The 17,384-nt window shown below is 45.2% G+C and carries 15 protein-coding genes; 7 read left to right on the forward strand and 8 right to left on the reverse strand.

The window, feature by feature from the left end:
• Nucleotides 1–83: 83 nt before the first annotated feature.
• From VEJY3_RS09965 to VEJY3_RS09980, 4 genes are all read right to left on the reverse strand, one after another.
• Complete coding sequence (locus VEJY3_RS09965) at nucleotides 84–1,124, reverse strand: YcjF family protein (RefSeq protein WP_014232345.1); 1,041 nt, start codon at nucleotides 1,122–1,124, stop codon at nucleotides 84–86.
• The gene (locus tag VEJY3_RS09970; protein ID WP_014232346.1) at nucleotides 1,121–2,497 is read right to left on the reverse strand and encodes a YcjX family protein; all 1,377 of its coding nucleotides are present in this window, start codon (nucleotides 2,495–2,497) and stop codon (nucleotides 1,121–1,123) included. Before VEJY3_RS09970 ends, VEJY3_RS09965 begins: the two co-directional genes overlap by 4 nt.
• Nucleotides 2,498–2,675: 178 nt before the next feature.
• Nucleotides 2,676–2,861 carry a hypothetical protein gene (locus tag VEJY3_RS09975; RefSeq protein WP_014232347.1) on the reverse strand — a complete coding sequence of 62 codons (186 nt, stop codon included), beginning with the start codon at nucleotides 2,859–2,861 and terminating at the stop codon, nucleotides 2,676–2,678.
• 175 nt (nucleotides 2,862–3,036) lie between these two features.
• Nucleotides 3,037–4,554 carry a fumarate hydratase gene (locus VEJY3_RS09980; protein WP_014232348.1) on the reverse strand — a complete coding sequence of 506 codons (1,518 nt, stop codon included), beginning with the start codon at nucleotides 4,552–4,554 and terminating at the stop codon, nucleotides 3,037–3,039.
• Nucleotides 4,555–4,842: 288 nt separating this feature from the next.
• Between VEJY3_RS09980 and pabB the strand changes: the two genes are divergently transcribed.
• The 4 genes from pabB to VEJY3_RS10000 all read left to right on the forward strand — a co-directional run bounded on the left by pabB (nucleotide 4,843) and on the right by VEJY3_RS10000 (nucleotide 10,079).
• Nucleotides 4,843–6,204, forward strand: a complete 1,362-nt coding sequence (pabB, locus tag VEJY3_RS09985; RefSeq protein WP_014232349.1) for an aminodeoxychorismate synthase component I — start codon at nucleotides 4,843–4,845, stop codon at nucleotides 6,202–6,204.
• Nucleotides 6,205–6,400: 196 nt separating this feature from the next.
• Nucleotides 6,401–7,000, forward strand: a complete 600-nt coding sequence (locus tag VEJY3_RS09990; RefSeq protein WP_014232350.1) for a CoA pyrophosphatase — start codon at nucleotides 6,401–6,403, stop codon at nucleotides 6,998–7,000.
• 365 nt (nucleotides 7,001–7,365) lie between these two features.
• Nucleotides 7,366–8,619, forward strand: coding sequence for an aromatic amino acid transport family protein (locus VEJY3_RS09995; protein ID WP_014232351.1), 1,254 nt, complete (start codon nucleotides 7,366–7,368; stop codon nucleotides 8,617–8,619).
• A 98-nt stretch (nucleotides 8,620–8,717) separates the two neighbouring features.
• On the forward strand, nucleotides 8,718–10,079 hold the full coding sequence (locus tag VEJY3_RS10000) for an L-serine ammonia-lyase (RefSeq protein WP_014232352.1): 1,362 nt from the start codon (nucleotides 8,718–8,720) through the stop codon (nucleotides 10,077–10,079).
• Nucleotides 10,080–10,212: 133 nt separating this feature from the next.
• Here VEJY3_RS10000 and queD read toward each other — a convergent pair whose 3' ends face one another.
• Entirely contained in the window at nucleotides 10,213–10,575 is a 363-nt protein-coding gene (gene queD / locus VEJY3_RS10005; protein ID WP_014232353.1) for a 6-carboxytetrahydropterin synthase QueD, read from the reverse strand.
• Between the two features lie 513 nt (nucleotides 10,576–11,088).
• On the opposite strand from queD, the gene asnS reads away from it, so the two are divergent.
• The gene (gene asnS / locus VEJY3_RS10010) at nucleotides 11,089–12,489 is read left to right on the forward strand and encodes an asparagine--tRNA ligase (protein WP_014232354.1); all 1,401 of its coding nucleotides are present in this window, start codon (nucleotides 11,089–11,091) and stop codon (nucleotides 12,487–12,489) included.
• Nucleotides 12,490–12,561: 72 nt separating this feature from the next.
• Here the strand turns inward: asnS and VEJY3_RS10015 are convergent, their stop codons facing one another.
• Nucleotides 12,562–12,780 carry a hypothetical protein gene (locus VEJY3_RS10015; RefSeq protein WP_014232355.1) on the reverse strand — a complete coding sequence of 73 codons (219 nt, stop codon included), beginning with the start codon at nucleotides 12,778–12,780 and terminating at the stop codon, nucleotides 12,562–12,564.
• 86 nt (nucleotides 12,781–12,866) lie between these two features.
• Nucleotides 12,867–14,264 (reverse strand): PLP-dependent aminotransferase family protein, encoded by a 1,398-nt coding sequence (locus VEJY3_RS10020; RefSeq protein ID WP_014232356.1) that lies wholly within the window; start codon nucleotides 14,262–14,264, stop codon nucleotides 12,867–12,869.
• A gap of 172 nt (nucleotides 14,265–14,436) precedes the next feature.
• Here VEJY3_RS10020 and VEJY3_RS10025 point away from each other — a divergent pair, with 172 nt between their 5' ends.
• Entirely contained in the window at nucleotides 14,437–14,697 is a 261-nt protein-coding gene (locus VEJY3_RS10025) for a hypothetical protein (RefSeq protein ID WP_041170242.1), read from the forward strand.
• Between the two features lie 692 nt (nucleotides 14,698–15,389).
• Nucleotides 15,390–16,580, forward strand: a complete 1,191-nt coding sequence (locus VEJY3_RS10035; protein ID WP_014232358.1) for an amino acid aminotransferase — start codon at nucleotides 15,390–15,392, stop codon at nucleotides 16,578–16,580.
• A 68-nt stretch (nucleotides 16,581–16,648) separates the two neighbouring features.
• Here VEJY3_RS10035 and VEJY3_RS10040 read toward each other — a convergent pair whose 3' ends face one another.
• Nucleotides 16,649–17,290 (reverse strand): outer membrane beta-barrel protein, encoded by a 642-nt coding sequence (locus VEJY3_RS10040; RefSeq protein ID WP_014232359.1) that lies wholly within the window; start codon nucleotides 17,288–17,290, stop codon nucleotides 16,649–16,651.
• Nucleotides 17,291–17,384 lie beyond the last annotated feature (94 nt).

The following is a 17,384-nucleotide window of genomic DNA, read 5'->3' on the forward strand; positions in this document are numbered from 1 at the left end:
ACAACTGTCAGGAAAAGTTGACAGTAGTTTCTATCAAGCTTGGAATGGCGTCAAGCAATCCTATTCATCAATGGTGATATTGGTTACGGTTTCATCGTAATTGATGCAACTTTCGCCACTACCGCTTTGCGAATTGTACCCAGTTTAACCTGACGCTCAGGATACCAAGGCAGAGGGCGCAACAGTGTCATCGCTTTTAAGCCCAAACGCGCAGTAAGAATACCGACACCAAGCCCCTGACCTGCGCGCGCAGATACTTTACCCGCAAGATCCATCGACATTAAATCCATGCCAGCATCAATCGCTAGCTCACTCGCACCAGCGGCAGCCATATTCACAAAGACCGCTTTGAGCAGTTTTATTCGCGACGCATAGCCCAACTCAACGCCATAGACTTTGGATAAGTTGTCGATCATTTTGAAGTTACGCCAAGCTACCAAAAACATATCTGCTGCGGCGAGAGGGCTGACTGCAACTAACGCAGCGGATTCGGTGGCATGTTGAGACACGATCTTTGTAGCCAGTTTGTCTTGCTGACTGACCACCATTGAGTCGTACATATCGAGAATTTCAGCGTCGCTGTGTGCAGGGTTAACACTGTTTTTCCAGCGGTCAAAGCCCGGATTTTCTGCCAATACCCCACTTTGTTCAGCCACTTTTTCACAAAACCCTTTGCCCTTGCCTACGCTATCACTGCCAACAAGCAATTCACTCTCTTCTTGGATACTGAAGTGATTTCTCAGTTTACGCAGCTTCCACAACTCTTTACCTAGCGCGCCAATACCAAATGAGGCGATGGTTGCAATAAAACCTGCCCATCCCAATGCAAGCCAGTCGGACGTTTGAACCGCCGTGACAACTGAATCGATCGCCTGCCACCCCACCAGACCAGAAAACGCGGTAAGTAACCCTGTCGCCAACCATTTTCGACCAGATTTAGGACGAATCACATGCTCAAGCTGCAATTCCTGCTCCGTTTCTTGCGGTTCTTCTTGCACAGTAACAGGCACAAAGGTTTCTTTGTCACTAAAGGCCTTTTGAGCAGTTAAATCCTCTGGTACAGAATCCTGTTCTTTTTCTAGTACATTGTCGGAGAAGACCTGCTTTTGTTTGAATTCACTCATTTCAACTTATCTCCGATCAGGTAATCCAGTGCTTTGTCTAAACGTATATGTTTCATCGGTTCATCACTTGCTGACGGCATTGGACGGAACGAAGTGAAATCAAAACCACTGTTTTGCCAGTATGCCGCATTCGGTAGTTTCCTTGGTACTTCACCAGGGAACATCGTCATTGGTTCGCCATCCAGTGTTGTGCCCTGCAAAGCCGGAACGGTCTTGTCGCCGGTGGAAATAAACCCCGGCGTCGTGGCCTGAATCGAAGCAATACTCATACAGCTCATTTCAATGTTCTCATACGCGGCAGTTTGCCAAGCGGGATGCACCATCTGCTGGAGCAAAGAGACCAAATTCGGATGCTGTTCTGGCGTAACATGGTCTGCTTTGGTTGCAGCAAAGAGAACTTTGTCGATCTTTGGTGAAAAAAGTCGACGAATAAAACTGCTGCGTCCGTAGCGGAAGCTATGCATGATTTGCTCCAGCGCCTGACGCATATCGTAAAACGCCTCATCTCCGGCATTTAAAGGTTGTAAGCAATCCACCAGCACGATTTGGCGGTCAAACGTCGCAAAGTGATGCTTATAAAACGCCTTCACTACTTTTTGCTGATATTCATGGAAACGTGCTTCTAGCATCGCTAGATTACTGCCTTTAACAGGCTTGGTCTCTGCTTCAACCCGACAAGGGAAAAATTGCAGAACCGGCGCTCCGGCCAATTCACCCGGCAGAACAAAACGCCCTGGTTGAACCCAATGCAACCCTGCGTCTTTACAACCATGTAGATATTGCGTGTAAGAATGCGCAATGCTCTCGAGCTGCTTTTCATTGACACTCTCGTTAAGGTCCAGGTTTTCCAGTTCTTCTAACCACGTTTCTGCCAACTGACTGCGTTGACCTTTTAGCGCATTAAACTGCGTTTGCGACCAGGTGGCGAAATCCATATCCAGAAGCGGTAAATCAAGCAACCACTCTCCCGGGTAGTCAATGATATCCACGTTAAGAACAGCAGTTTTGCTCAATAACTTTTTGGTGGTTTTATTCGGCTTATATTTCAACGCCAGACGAATTTCACTAACATCACGCGTTGGCACTGGCCACGCTGGGGGCGTGGCATGAATTTGAGCGATGGCTTCGTCGTAAGCAAAACGGGGAACCATCATATTCGATTGAGGCTCACGTTTAGCGCCTATCAATCGTTTGTCTCTGGCCGCGGCCAGTAATGGCAAATTGTCGTGCGTCGCCGTATAAAGCAGCTGATCGACCATAGAAGTAATAAACGCCGTTTTGCCCGCTCGGGATAAGCCTGTAACGGCGATTCGGACATTAGAGTCCATGCCACGGTTGATAAAGTCATTCACTTCTTTTGTTATTCTTTTCATGCTTTTTATTTATCTCATTAGTAAACGACGAAGGTATGAGTCTAATTTTACATACATTAATCAAAGATGAACAAAATACTCACAGAGAAAGGCATTGCCCAAAAACACAAAAGCCCCTGAGAATTCTCAGAGGCTTCGGTATTCTAACTATCGATCAAACGATTTGAGCGTAAACGTTCTAATCTTCTTCAATCAGTTTGTAGATAACGAATAGCGCCACCTCTAGCACTACCCACAATACACACGTAATCGTGACGTATTTTTCATCAAAGATACTGATACCGTGAAGAATCAAGTCATAGCCAACAAAGCCACCCACTACAACAGCAAGAATAATTTGTAGAATTTGAATAAAACGAGGCATGCCGTCTCCTAATTATTATTGTTCGCATAACGTCTGTTGCTATGCCCAAAGGTTAATATACCTAGTATATAGACAAAAAGTGCAGTTTTCGCTGCACTTTTGTCAATTGTTTGCTAGGTAAATCAGCACCTTGTCACATTCTCAAGACTGAGACGCCCTCAAAGTGCCATTTACATTAAGCTTCCATCTCTTGGATTTTCACTTTCCAAGTGTCCGGACCAATCTGGTGAGCGTTCACACCGTTTGAGTCTACCGCGACTGTTACTGGCATGTCTTCTACTTCAAATTCGTAGATCGCTTCCATACCGAGATCTTCAAACGCTACTACGCGCGCTTTCTTAATCGCCTTCGCAACCAGGTAAGCCGCGCCGCCAACCGCCATCAAGTAAACCGCTTTGTGCTTCTTGATAGATTCAACGGTCGCAGGGCCACGCTCTGCTTTACCGATCATGCCCATAATGCCCGTTTCATCAAGCATCATGTCGGTGAATTTGTCCATACGAGTTGACGTAGTCGGGCCAGCAGGACCTACAGCTTCATCACCTACAGCGTCTACAGGGCCAACGTAGTAGATAAATTTACCTTTGAAATCGACACCTTCAGGTAGACCCTCACCATTTTGCAACATAGTCTGGATGCGTTTGTGTGCCGCATCGCGACCAGTAAGAATCTTACCAGAAAGAAGAACTGTCTCGCCTGTCTTCCACTGCTCAACATCAGCTTGTGTCACTTCGTCTAAGTTAACGCGACGAGTATTCGCGCCCGCTTCCCAAGTGATATCTGGCCACTCTTCAAGCTTAGGCGGCGTTAAGTCTGCCGGGCCTGAGCCATCTAGCGTGAAGTGTACGTGACGAGTCGCAGCACAGTTCGGGATCAGACACACTGGTTTAGACGCTGCGTGCGTTGGCGCTGTTTTGATCTTAACGTCAACTACGGTAGTCAGGCCGCCAAGACCTTGCGCACCGATACCAAGTTTGTTTACGCGATTGAAGATATCAAGACGAAGCTCTTCTTCTGCGTTTTGTGGGCCACGGTCGATAAGCTCTTGAATATCGATATGCTCCATTAGCGATTCTTTTGCCAGTACCGCTGCTTTTTCAGCCGTACCGCCGATACCAATGCCAAGCATGCCCGGTGGACACCAACCAGCGCCCATCGTTGGTAGTGTTTTTTCTACCCACTCGGCAATATCGTCAGATGGGTTTAGCATCACCATCTTAGTTTTGTTTTCACTGCCGCCGCCCTTAGCCGCGATCTGAATTTCAACTTTATCGCCCGGTACCATGTTGATGTGTACTACCGCTGGCGTGTTGTCTTTAGTGTTAATACGTTTACCAGCAGGATCCATCAGAACCGATGCACGCAATGGGTTATCTGGATTCGTGTAGGCCTGTCGAACGCCTTCATCTACCATTTGCTGAACCGTCATGTCCGTCGAGTCCCACTGAACGCCCATGCCGATGTTGACAAAACACGTCACGATACCTGTGTCCTGACAGATTGGGCGGTGGCCTTCTGCCGACATACGGGAGTTAATTAAGATCTGCGCAATCGCGTCTTTCGCGGCTTGGCTCTCTTCGCGGTGGTAGGCTTTTTCAAGGGCTTGAACAAAGTCTAGCGGGTGGTAGTAAGAAATGTACTGTAGCGCATCAGCAACACTGCTGATGACATCCTGCTTGCGAATTACCGTCATTACATGCCTCGTTATAGTTATGCTTCCATTACTGGCTTGGCTTCAATCGTGTTTGTTGAGCAAGTTGCTCTTTTGAGCTTCATTTTTATAAACACATTATATAAACAGTTGTCGGATGGCTGATCTCGACACACGAGTTACTGAAGTCGCCTTCTTGTATAGTAAAACCTCCTCAGAACCCTTTGTATAGAGGAAGTTTGGCTATACGGTGGAATATGATACTCTTGCTGCCCATGACATGCCATGCAGTGAACGATCTCTTTGTCACAAATTACACAAATGAACAACATGGATAATCAATTCATTGATTTTAAAGCGTTGGATTACGCACCAGACTTAGCACTTCACCTTTTTTCGCATATTCAGCATCAGCCTTGGGCGATGTTGCTGCGTTCTGCGTCAGAAACTCACATCGACAGCCGTTTCGATGTGCTTGTTGCAAACCCGGTAGCAACGTTAGAAACCATTGCCGATAACACACGCATCAAGACACCATCTGACGATTATGTGTCGGGTGACGACCCCTTTTCTCTACTCGATCAATTGCAACAGCAATGGCTACCGAGTGTTGAGCTCGGTTCAGAGTGGGATCTGCCTTTCGTAGGCGGTGCGCTTGGCTACTTCAGCTATGATTTAGGTCGCCGTGTAGAAGCTATGCCAGAGCTTGCGGAAAAGGATTTGCAAACAGCGGATATGGCGGTTGGCCTTTATCAATGGGCGATCGTTGTCGATCATAAACTAAGCAAGGCCTGTATCGTTGGGCAAAATATTGCTCAAGCTTGGGATTGGCTCGATAAACAAACCGCCGTACAAGATGATGAATTTAGTTTGACTGGCGCTTGGCAATCGAACATGACCGAGCAATCTTACGGTACTCGTTTTAATAACGTGCAAGAGTACTTGCTAAGCGGTGACTGTTATCAAATCAACTTAGCGCAACGTTTCAATGCGCCATACTCTGGCAGCGAGTGGCAAGCCTACCTGAAGCTCGAATCCGCCAACCAAGCGCCTTTTTCTGCATTTATTCGTATGCCTGAGTCTTCGATTTTAAGCATCTCACCAGAGCGTTTTCTGGAGCTAAAAGAGAGAGTCATCGAAACTAAGCCAATCAAAGGCACGCGACCTCGCAGTCTGGATGCAGCGCAAGACAAGGCGAACGCCTATGATTTGCAGACCGCAGAAAAAGATCAGGCTGAAAACTTAATGATTGTCGATCTGTTGCGAAACGATATTGGCCGTGTTGCATCACCTGGCAGTGTTCATGTACCAAAATTGTTTGATATCGAGAGCTTCCCGGCGGTTCACCATTTGGTCAGTACGATTCGTGCAGATTTGGATGAACAGTATTCGCCTGCGGATTTGTTGCGAGCTTGCTTCCCTGGCGGTTCAATCACTGGTGCACCCAAAGTGCGTGCGATGCAAATCATTGAAGAGCTAGAACCTCATCGACGCAGCGCTTACTGCGGCAGTATTGGTTACATATCTCGCCATGGTCGCATGGACACCAGCATTACCATTCGCACATTGGTTGCAGAAAAAGGCAACTTGTATGCTTGGGCTGGCGGTGGCGTAGTGGCAGACAGTGAATGCGCGGCCGAGTATCAGGAGACGCTGGATAAGCTGTCGAAAATTTTACCAGCCTTGAAGTAATGCGAACGGTATTTTTCATACCATATCTCAACGCCTCCTCAACTGGAGGCGTTTTTGCACTAGCGTTTTTACATTAGCTTTCTTACCCTAACGTCTGATTTACTCCGGTTCACCATCGTTATAATCTTGATAACACATTGAGAGAGGATGCGGCTCCTCTATAATTATCAATAGATAGTAGACAAAAGGACGCAATTTGGTCATCAACAAAACGAAGCTACTGCAAAACTTTCAACTGCAGTTGCCTACTGGGTATCACAAAGAATCACTCGCTCGATTAAGCTTTTTAAAAGACAAGCCACTGCGTGACGCTGCGGTATTGATTGGATTTGTCGAACGCCCGGAAGGATTACAGGTGATTTTAACCAAACGGGCTGAACACTTGCGCCATCATCCGGGACAAATTAGCTTTCCCGGCGGTAAATTTGAACCTGAAGACATTCACTTAGTGAATACTGCGCTTCGTGAGACAAAAGAAGAAATTGGTATCGCAAATAACGACATACATGTCTTTGGCCAATTACCCAAACTTCCTACCATTAGCCGCTTTAATGTCACTCCATTTTTAGCTTTTGTATCGCCAAACTACAAAACGCACATTGACCCCAATGAAGTTGAGTATGTGTTCGAAGTACCTGCAAACCATATTTTGAACCCGAGCAAACTCTACAGCAGCAAATTTAGCCTTAAGCAAACTAGCCACCGTGTATTTGCTATTCCTTACCGCCAGCACTTCATTTGGGGCATGACCGCTCAGATTATTGAGTCAATGCAAAGGCACATCATCGCTAAGTAATGGTGATTTACAAATATGTATGATTTCCGAACAAGCATGAGGCTACTTAGGGGCACTTCCATCCAACATTTCACTTCAAAAAACCTATTCGCAACCTCTCATTTACATTAGTTTAATTTGTCGTTTTCACCGCAAGCGTTTGCGCTGATAAAAATATGTACAAATAAGACTATCAATTAGATTTTCTAATTCCACACATTAGCATTAATCACTAGTAGCACATCATTTTCGTGATAAAAAACAGGTTTTTGACATATTATTCAATAAGCCCGAGCAATACATGACTTAGATCTAATTTTCCCAATGCAAAATCTTGCAAAATTGCACCCGACTTATTTCCTGTTCCCAAAATGAGTAAACATAAAATGAATTCAATCAATTCTGCGGTTTCTACCGCACAATCGTCTAGTAAGTTTTCTTACAAAGACTTCACCTGGTGTCTGTCGCTGTTCGGTACAGCCGTAGGTGCAGGTGTATTATTCCTTCCGATTAAAGCGGGTGCTGGTGGTTTTTGGCCATTAGTAATCCTAGCCCTAATCGCAGCACCAATGACTTGGTTCGCACACAAATCTCTAGCTCGCTTTGTTCTTTCAGCTAAGAATCCAGAAGCAGACATCACTGACACAGTAGAAGAGCACTTCGGTAAAACTGGCGCAAACCTTATTACTTTCGCTTACTTCTTCGCTATTTACCCTATCGTACTTATCTACGGTGTCGGCATCACTAACACGGTTGACTCATTCCTGGTTAACCAAATGGGCATGGAATCTATTCCTCGCTGGCTACTGTCTGGTGCTCTGATCGCAGCAATGACTACAGGTGTGGTATTTGGTAAAGAGCTCATGCTGAAAGCAACATCAGCAATGGTTTACCCACTGGTATTCATTCTACTAGCGCTGTCTTTCTACCTGATTCCTGAGTGGAATACTTCAATGATGGAAGTTTCACCAAACTGGGGTGAAATGCCTTCAATCGTTTGGCTGGCAATTCCAATCATCGTGTTCTCATTCAACCACAGCCCTATCATTTCTCAGTTCTCTAAAGAGCAACGTCGTGTTTACGGTGAAAATGCAGTGAAGAAAACTGACGCTATCACTGGCGGCGCAGCAATGATGCTAATGGGCTTTGTTATGTTCTTCGTGTTCTCTGTGGTTCTTTCTCTGTCTCCAGAGCAGTTAGCTACAGCACAAGCACAAAACATCTCTGTTCTTTCTTACTTAGCGAACGTTCATGAGTCTCCACTGATCTCTTACTTAGGTCCACTGGTTGCGTTTGCAGCAATCACTTCTAGCTACTTCGGTCACTTCCTGGGTGCTCACGAAGGTCTTGTTGGCCTAATCAAGTCTCGCTCTAACACTCAAGTAAGCAAGATTGAAAAAGCGTCTCTAATCTTCATCGTACTGACTACTTGGGTGGTTGCTATCGTTAACCCAAGCATCCTAGGTATGATTGAAACGATGGGTGCGCCAATGATTGCGGCAATCCTATTCCTGATGCCTGTTTTCGCTATGCACAAAGTTCCAGCAATGGCGAAGTACAAAACTTCAGCACCTGTGCAAATTTTCACAGCTATCTGTGGTCTTGCAGCGATTAGTTCTGTAATCTACGGCGCTCTTTAATCTCAGCTGAAATACCAGCGTGATTAATCGAAAAATATAACGATAAAAAATTAAGCCTCCCAAATCCCCTTGGGAGGCTTTCTTCTGAGGTAATCGATATGATTAGTGTATTTGATATCTATAAAATCGGTGTTGGACCTTCAAGCTCACACACTGTAGGCCCAATGAAAGCGGGTAAAGAGTTTATTGATGATCTTCGTGCAATGGGAAAATTACGCGACATCACTAAAATCACCGTTGACGTTTATGGATCGCTATCACTGACAGGGAAAGGTCACCACACAGATATTGCTATTATCATGGGTCTTGCAGGCAACTCCCCTGAGAAAGTAGATATCGATTCTATTCCGGGCTTTATTGCTCGCGTAGAAGAAACTGAACGTCTTCCTGTTGGCATGCACTGTCATACAGTATCGTTTCCGCGCGAAGGTGGAATGAACTTCCACAAAACGAATTTGGAACTTCACGAAAATGGTATGCAAATCCACGCTTGGATTGATGACGAAAAAGCATACTCAAAGACCTACTACTCTATCGGTGGTGGTTTTATCGTTGATGAAGAAAACTTCGGTAAAGAGGAAGAGAACCCGATTAAAGTTCCTTTCCCATTTACAACAGCAGAAGAACTGGTAAATCAGTGCCGTGAAAGTGGCCTTTCTATCAGTGCGCTAACCATGAAAAATGAACAAGCGCTTCATTCTGATGAAGAGACCCGTACGTACTTTGCGAACATCTGGCGTACCATGCGCGAATGTATGGATCGCGGTATGAACGAAGAAGGCATTCTGCCTGGTCCACTGCGTGTGCCTCGCCGTGCTGCAGCGCTTCGCCAACAACTGCTTACTTCTGAAAAGACAACCAACGATCCGATGTCTGTGGTTGACTGGGTAAACATGTTTGCGTTTGCTGTAAACGAAGAAAACGCAGCAGGTGGTCGCGTTGTAACAGCACCAACGAACGGTGCGTGTGGCATTATCCCTGCGGTACTGGCGTACTATGACAAGTTCATTCAAACCGTATCAGAGAAAGACTACATCCGTTACTTTGCAGCTTCTGGTGCAATCGGTGGTCTTTACAAGCGTAATGCATCTATCTCTGGCGCAGAAGTTGGCTGTCAGGGTGAAGTTGGCGTGGCGTGTTCAATGGCAGCAGCTGGCCTTGCAGAGCTGATGGGTGGTAGCCCAGAGCAGGTTTGTATGGCAGCAGAAATCGCAATGGAGCACAACCTGGGTCTGACATGTGACCCTGTCGCTGGTCAGGTACAGGTTCCATGTATCGAGCGTAATGGTATTGCGGCTGTAAAAGCGATCAACTCAACTCGTATGGCTTTGCGTCGTTCTTCAGCTCCTACCGTATCTCTGGATAAGGTTATCGAAACCATGCTAGAGACAGGTAAAGACATGAACGCGAAATACCGCGAAACTTCTCAAGGTGGTCTGGCAATAAAAGTTATCTGCTAATCCTACCTTCTGAACACCAAGCCCGAGCCATCTGCTCGGGCTTTTTTGTATCTGCGTTTAGCGTAGTTTTCATCGTCCAGATACAACAAAGGCAAGCCGATAAGCTTGCCTTTGTAAATGACGCTTGTTGCGATTACTCGCCTTTGTAGATACAACCTGCTGTGCAAGTTTCTTTGATCTCTACTTTGCTTAGCAGCGGAAGGCTTGGTTTCAGTTGCTGCCAAATCCATTTCGCGAGCACTTCGCTGGTTGGGTTTTCCAGGCCTTCAATATCGTTTAAGTAGTAATGGTCTAAACGATCGTAAATTGGTTTGAAAGCGGCTTTGATTTCTGCAAAATCCACAACCCAACCCGTATGTGGGTCTACCTCACCTTCTACATAAAGACGAACAAGGAAAGAGTGTCCGTGCAAACGACCACACTTATGACCTTCGGGTACATGTGGCAAGTGGTGTGCCGCTTCGAACATGAACTCTTTGTACAATTCTGTTTTCATCTTGATTCTCAGGCTTTAAAAAAGACGCGATATACTAAGGAAATCACTGCCAAGAGACAAGCATTAGTCCATTATTGAGTCATAAATCAGTATTTTTATTTAAGTGAATGATACCCGAGCGTCGAGTTTTGCCATTCGCCAGTTATTTGATTACATAATCATCACGTTATGAATACACAAAGAAAACAGTGTGATTAGCGCGGCATGTGTTTAAAAACGTAGTTTCGAACTCCCCATAAACGGAATATCAGTGTCTACTTGCATTTCTGTCTGAACGTTTTTCGCTATTCTCGCTTTCATCAGGGGTAAAACTAAGATGAAATCATCTTTTTCTGACCTTCAAAATGAATATAAAGGTTGAAGCTGACGAATTGACAGGTAATATGTCTCGTTGAATCTGTAAAATTCTACCCAACCCAGCACTCTGCTTGTTTTTTAAACAAAAAGATTATGAAACAAGGACTTTAAAGAGCGTTGAGTTGAATTTTTACCTCTATGGAGAATATTGAAAACATGACTTACGCGCCTGTATCAGACGTTTTGAAAGGTCAGCTAGCAGTAGACAGTGAAGTTACTGTTCGTGGCTGGATCCGTTCACGTCGTGATTCCAAAGCTGGAATCTCTTTCCTTGCCATTTATGACGGCTCTTGTTTCGACCCGATTCAGGCCGTGGTCCCTAATAATCTTAATAATTACGACGACGAAGTATTAAAGCTGACTACAGGCTGCTCTGTCGAAGTAACTGGTAAGATTGTTGAGTCTCCTGCGAAAGGTCAGGACTTCGAGCTGGCAGCAACTGACGTTAAAGTTGTTGGTTGGGTTGAAGATGCTGAAACTTACCCAATGGCAAAAACTCGTCACTCGATCGAGTACCTACGTGAAGTAGCACACCTTCGCCCACGTACAAACGTGATCGGCGCGGTAGCTCGTGTACGTAACTGCCTGTCTCAAGCTATTCACCGTTTCTACCACGAGCAAGGTTACTTCTGGGTATCTGCGCCACTAATCACCGCTTCTGACGCAGAAGGTGCTGGTGAAATGTTCCGCGTTTCTACGCTGGACATGGAAAACCTACCTCGCACAGACGCTGGCAAAGTAGATTACAACGAAGACTTCTTCGGTAAAGAGACGTTCCTGACAGTTTCTGGTCAGTTAAACGCGGAAGCTTACGCTTGTGCAATCAGCAAAGTTTACACTTTCGGCCCTACTTTCCGTGCTGAAAACTCAAACACAAGCCGCCACCTGGCAGAATTCTGGATGGTTGAGCCTGAAGTTGCGTTTGCAGAGCTAGACGACGTAGCAAAACTTGCTGAAGACATGCTGAAGTACGTATTTAAAGCAGTACTTGAAGAGCGTCGTGATGACCTTGAGTTCTTCGCTCAACGCATCGATAAAGAAGCCATCACTCGTCTAGAGCAATTCGTTTCTTCTGATTTCGCACAAGTAGACTACACTGACGCAATCCAAATCCTTCTGGATTCTGGTCGTGAGTTCGAATTCCCAGTTGAATGGGGTATCGACATGTCTTCTGAGCACGAGCGTTTCCTAGCGGAAGAGCACTTCAAAGCGCCAGTAATCGTTAAGAACTACCCGAAAGACATCAAAGCGTTCTACATGCGTATGAACGACGATGGCAAGACAGTAGCAGCGATGGACGTTCTAGCACCAGGCATCGGTGAAATCATCGGTGGTTCTCAACGTGAAGAGCGTCTGGATATTCTAGATTCACGTATGCGTGAAATGGGTATCGACCCTGAGCACATGAGCTGGTACCGCGACCTACGTCGTTACGGCACAGTGCCACACGCAGGCTTTGGTCTAGGCTTCGAGCGTCTGGTTTCTTACGTAACTGGCATGGGCAACGTTCGTGACGTGATCCCATTCCCACGTACACCACGTTCTGCGAACTTCTAATCACTTTTAGTGAAACAGAATTAAAAAGACCTCCCAAGTGGAGGTCTTTTGTTTTATCTGGCACTCACCAAATTAAGAATTACTTTCCTCTTGATCGGCTTTCACCGCATACCTCACACCGACAAAACACAAACCAAAGATAACGAACGGAATGACCGCAGCGGTGTATTCAACCCACGCATAATATGCAAATGACTTGGCCAAAATAAGGTGTCCAAACACCAGTAAGAAAGCACTAAATATCGCCACAATGATCAGTGTTAATTCATGTTTCACCAACTGCTTTTTCATCATCACTCCGAGGTAAGAGGTTGTTATTACGTTGATTAAACCACACTCAGAGTAAGATGAACTGATACAGTTAATGTGATAAATGCCTAAACAGTTGTCAGCAACTCGCCTATTTTTTTGATGGCATTTTCTAATGATCCATCGACAGGCATGGAAGTATTAAGTCGCAGGTAGTTTTTAAACTTGGTATCGCTTGAAAACAACTTCCCATATGCCACAGTTATCTGTTGTTGCAACAAAGCTTGATAAATCGACTTGCTGTCCGTCCCATTTGGCAACTTAACCCATACAAAGTAGCCACCTTCAGGTACGTTATAAATCAGGTTTTGGGGCAAGTAGCGTTGTATAAGTTCAATGAACAAGCTTTGGCGCTGTTGCATGATTTTTCGCAGCTTTCTCAAGTGATTGTCGTAGCTGTCATTTTGCAGATAATGGGCGATACCTTGCTGAATCGGTGCACTCCCCGACAAAGTAGAGATAAGTTGTAGCTTTTGGATCGGTTCGTTAAAGCGATGGTTCACCACCCATCCTAGCCGATACCCCGGACAGAGACTCTTAGAGAGTGAGGAGCAGTGAAGCACTCGCCCTTGCGTATCAAAAGTTTTAAGAGACGTCGGTTTATTCGCCGTGAAATAAAGCTCGGAATAGACATCATCTTCAATTAAGTAGACATCGTGTTGTTCCGCCATCCGGACAATCCGTTCCTTTTGTTCATCTGACAGCAGTGCACCCGTCGGGTTGTGAAAATTAACCATCAGCCAACAAGCGCGAACAGTATGTTTTGCAAATATTGCTTCAAGCTGTTCAAGATCGTGCCCCTTTTGGCTGTCTACCGAAACCTCGATTACCTTCAGCCCAAGACGTTCTATCGCTTGAAGCGCACCATAAAAAGCCGGTGACTCCACAACAACCGTATCTCCGGGCTGAGTAACCGCTTGCAAGCTCAGATTCAACGCCTCAAGCGCGCCAGAGGTGATCACAATATCTTCGTGCGTAATCAATATACCTTGCTGTATGTAACGTTGTGCGATCAAACGACGTAATGACTCACTCCCCGGAGGCATGTTATCAAGCAAGCTTTCTGGTCCCATTTTACGGCCAGAGCTGGCAAGGTTACGGTTTAAAGCTTCGAAAGGAAATAAAGTGGCGTCGGGAAATGCGGAGCCCAAACACACTGCATCGGGCAATCCTTGATGTTTAAGATAATCGTACAACTCATCATTGAAGCTAGAGCGATAAATGGGCACGACTTCATTGCTTGCCTCAAAACGCTCTAATTCGGCCGTAACATAATAGCCGGATTGAGGTTTAGCACTTACCCAGCCCTGAGCTTCCAGTAACTGGTAAGCCTGTAATACCGTCCCCGCACTCACTGAATGATTACGGCTGGTCACACGCACAGATGGCAGCTTCTCCCCTGCTCTCCATGTATTCTGCTGAATCTGAGTTTTAAACAGCTCAGCTAATTGACGGTATCGATTCATCATTCTCTCACTTTGACTTCGGGTGAACCTTAGCATACTTCGCGCCGACATTCTGATAGCTGACTTATCGTTCTTGCAAGGTAATTAATCAATCTTAGTAAGATGAATTCGCGATCCGAAGTGTAGAATTATGTTCCATACTTTCAAAGAAATGACGTTTTTGGAGGAAGTTATGAAAGTGTTTACCATGGATGATCTCTCATACCGAGGAGCGCATAAAGGTGTCCATAGCTGGGACCACCCTGGTGCGTCCGATCCTTATTATTGGCACCCAGACTGGTTGCATATTGCCGAAGATGCAATGGGTGTACACAAAATGGCGGATCTCGTTGTGCCACCAGGTGAAACAGCAACGGAAGAACATGCTAAAGAGGCGATTGTAAAACACCTCAACGAGGAAAATGCTAGCAAAGAAGAAGAACAAGACGACTAGACGCGCACATCGGTAAAATTCGGTGCATCATCATGGGCCGACTATCGGGTCGGCTCACTGGCTATAAGTGCTATCTTAAATATGTTGGTTGTATTGAGTCATTGATGATGCACACCTCCGGGTCAAAACAACGAAAGTGTTTTCGTTAACCAGCTATGCTCTGTTAAGTTTGCCAATATTCCACCCAATGACCTCTAGTTGACGTAATTTTGAATCAAATAAAGACATCCTGACATAGAAAAAACAACGTCTAATCTGGTTTCTCGTCCAATCCAGTCAAACCCGACATTAACCTCAAAAAGCCATTAAAAAAGAAGAACAAGAAATTGAACCCAAAAACATCTCTATCTGATTCTCCTGTGTTAGTTTTGCGTTCTTGTTTTGTAAAGAGTTTACCTAGGCTTTCTATGCCATCAGTTAAGCAGAACCATGTAACTTTTCCGTAACAATTTGGCACATAGACACTTTCGAAGTAAACGATTGCATTCGATGTACAAAACAGCATCAATTCTCGATAAAGATTGCTTCTAACTCCCCTTCTTAGCACTGTTAGCATGCCAAAAGTCTGGTTTATCTTTGAATTCGATTTCTAATAGCATCTTTTTTAGGTTTTCTTATCAGAAGGTGTTGTAACAAGTAATGCTGAAAGGTATAAATACGGGCACACCCTTCGATTAACATGGATGAAGATTATGTTTGAAAAAGTAGTAGCCGCTCCGGCCGACCCTATTCTTGGTCTTACTGAAGAATTTAAAAAAGATACTCGCGCAGAAAAAATCAACCTTGGCGTAGGTATTTACAAAAACGAACAAGGTGAAACCCCTGTTCTTGCTACGGTAAAGAAAGCTGAAGCAGCTCTAATTGAGACTGAGAAAACTAAATCTTACCTAACCATCGAAGGGACTGCAGAATACGCTCTAGCAGTACAAAAACTGCTATTCGGCGAGAGCGCTGAAGTGGTTGCAGACAAACGTGCAAAAACAGCTCAAGCGCCAGGTGGTACAGGTGCACTGCGTGTTGCTGGTGAATTCATCAAACGTCAGCTAGGCGACGTTAAAATCTGGATCAGCAACCCTACTTGGGCAAACCACAATGGTGTGTTCACTGCGGCTGGCATCGAAACTGCTCAATACAGCTACTACAACGCAGAAACAAAAGACAAAGACTTCGATGCAATGCTTAACGATCTTCAAGCTGCTTCTGAAGGCGACATCGTTCTTCTACACGGCTGCTGCCACAACCCTACTGGTATCGATCCAACAGCAGAAGAGTGGGAAACACTAGCTAAGCTAGTTGCAGAGAAGAAATTGCTTCCTCTATTCGACTTCGCATACCAAGGTTTCGCGAAAGGTGTTGAGGAAGATGCAGCGGGTCTACGTACTTTTGCTAAGTACAACAAAGAAATCCTAGTTGCTAGCTCGTTCTCTAAAAACTTCGGTCTTTACAACGAGCGTGTAGGTGCATTCACTCTTGTTGCTGAATCAGAAGAAGTGGCAACAACAGCATTCTCACAAGTTAAAGCAATCATCCGTTCTATCTACTCTAACCCACCAGCTCACGGTAGCGCTGTTGTTACGCATATTCTAAACGACGCTGACCTTCGTGCAGAATGGGAAGCAGAAGTAGCAGAAATGCGCGATCGTATCCAAGAGATGCGTGAGTTGTTTGTAGCGACACTGAAAGAAGAAGGTGTAGATGCAGACTTTAGCTTTATCGAACGCCAAAACGGCATGTTCTCTTTCTCTGGCCTATCTAAAGAGCAAGTGAACCGTCTGAAAGAAGAATTCGCTATTTACATTGTCGGCTCTGGCCGAATCAGTGTGGCTGGTATGACTAAGTCAAACATGGGCCCACTATGTAAAGGCATTGCAGCAGTTCTTTAATCTGCAGCGATAAGATAAGAAAAGGTCAGCACTTGCTGACCTTTTTTGTATTCGATTAAGACTTTAAACTAGTAAACAAACCTGAGGCTTAAACCCACCTCATTGATGTAATCAGAGGGTGCTCCCGAGTAGTCCGTATCTCGGTATTGGTAGTAAAGACCGGTACCAATGACGTCATGCCACTGATAGTTGAAGCCGATTTTATATTTGTTTTCGTCAACAATATCACTGCGATTGGCTTCAATCTCAGCGTTAACAATCAGCGTTTCACTCAGCAAGTAGTTCGCGCCAAATACTGCCGCGTGTAGGAATTCCGATTCGGATACCAGTGTTTTATCCGTATCGTCATCCGTTGCTTTCGCCTTAATTGCACCTAAACGATAAACACCGTAAAGGTCGAGTTGTTGGGTTATGCCATATCGGTAACCACCACCAACCGTTAAACGATCGATGCGCAGCGTGTAAGTGTCTGGATGAAAAAACTGTGCGGAATAGTCTGCATTAAACAGCCAGTTGTCCGTGACTAAATAGTTACCACCCAAATCAATCGTCGTAACATTCGCATTTTCTAACCATTCTTCGTTGGTTGTCCCTGCACCAACGTTTAGATAAATATGTTCATAACCAAATTTGTCCGCTTGTTCCGCCTCTGAAGCACCGCTAAGTGCAGAAAAAACACAAAGTGGCACAAGTAATAAACTTCTCAACATTCGATTTCCTTTCATGAGAATCAATAGATGCTTTCGTAACCCGATTTTACTCATTCGACATCCACGATATTAGCCGAATGACATTACTATTGTC

The sequence above is a fragment of the Vibrio sp. EJY3 genome (assembly GCF_000241385.1).
GTDB lineage: Bacteria > Pseudomonadota > Gammaproteobacteria > Enterobacterales > Vibrionaceae > Vibrio > Vibrio natriegens.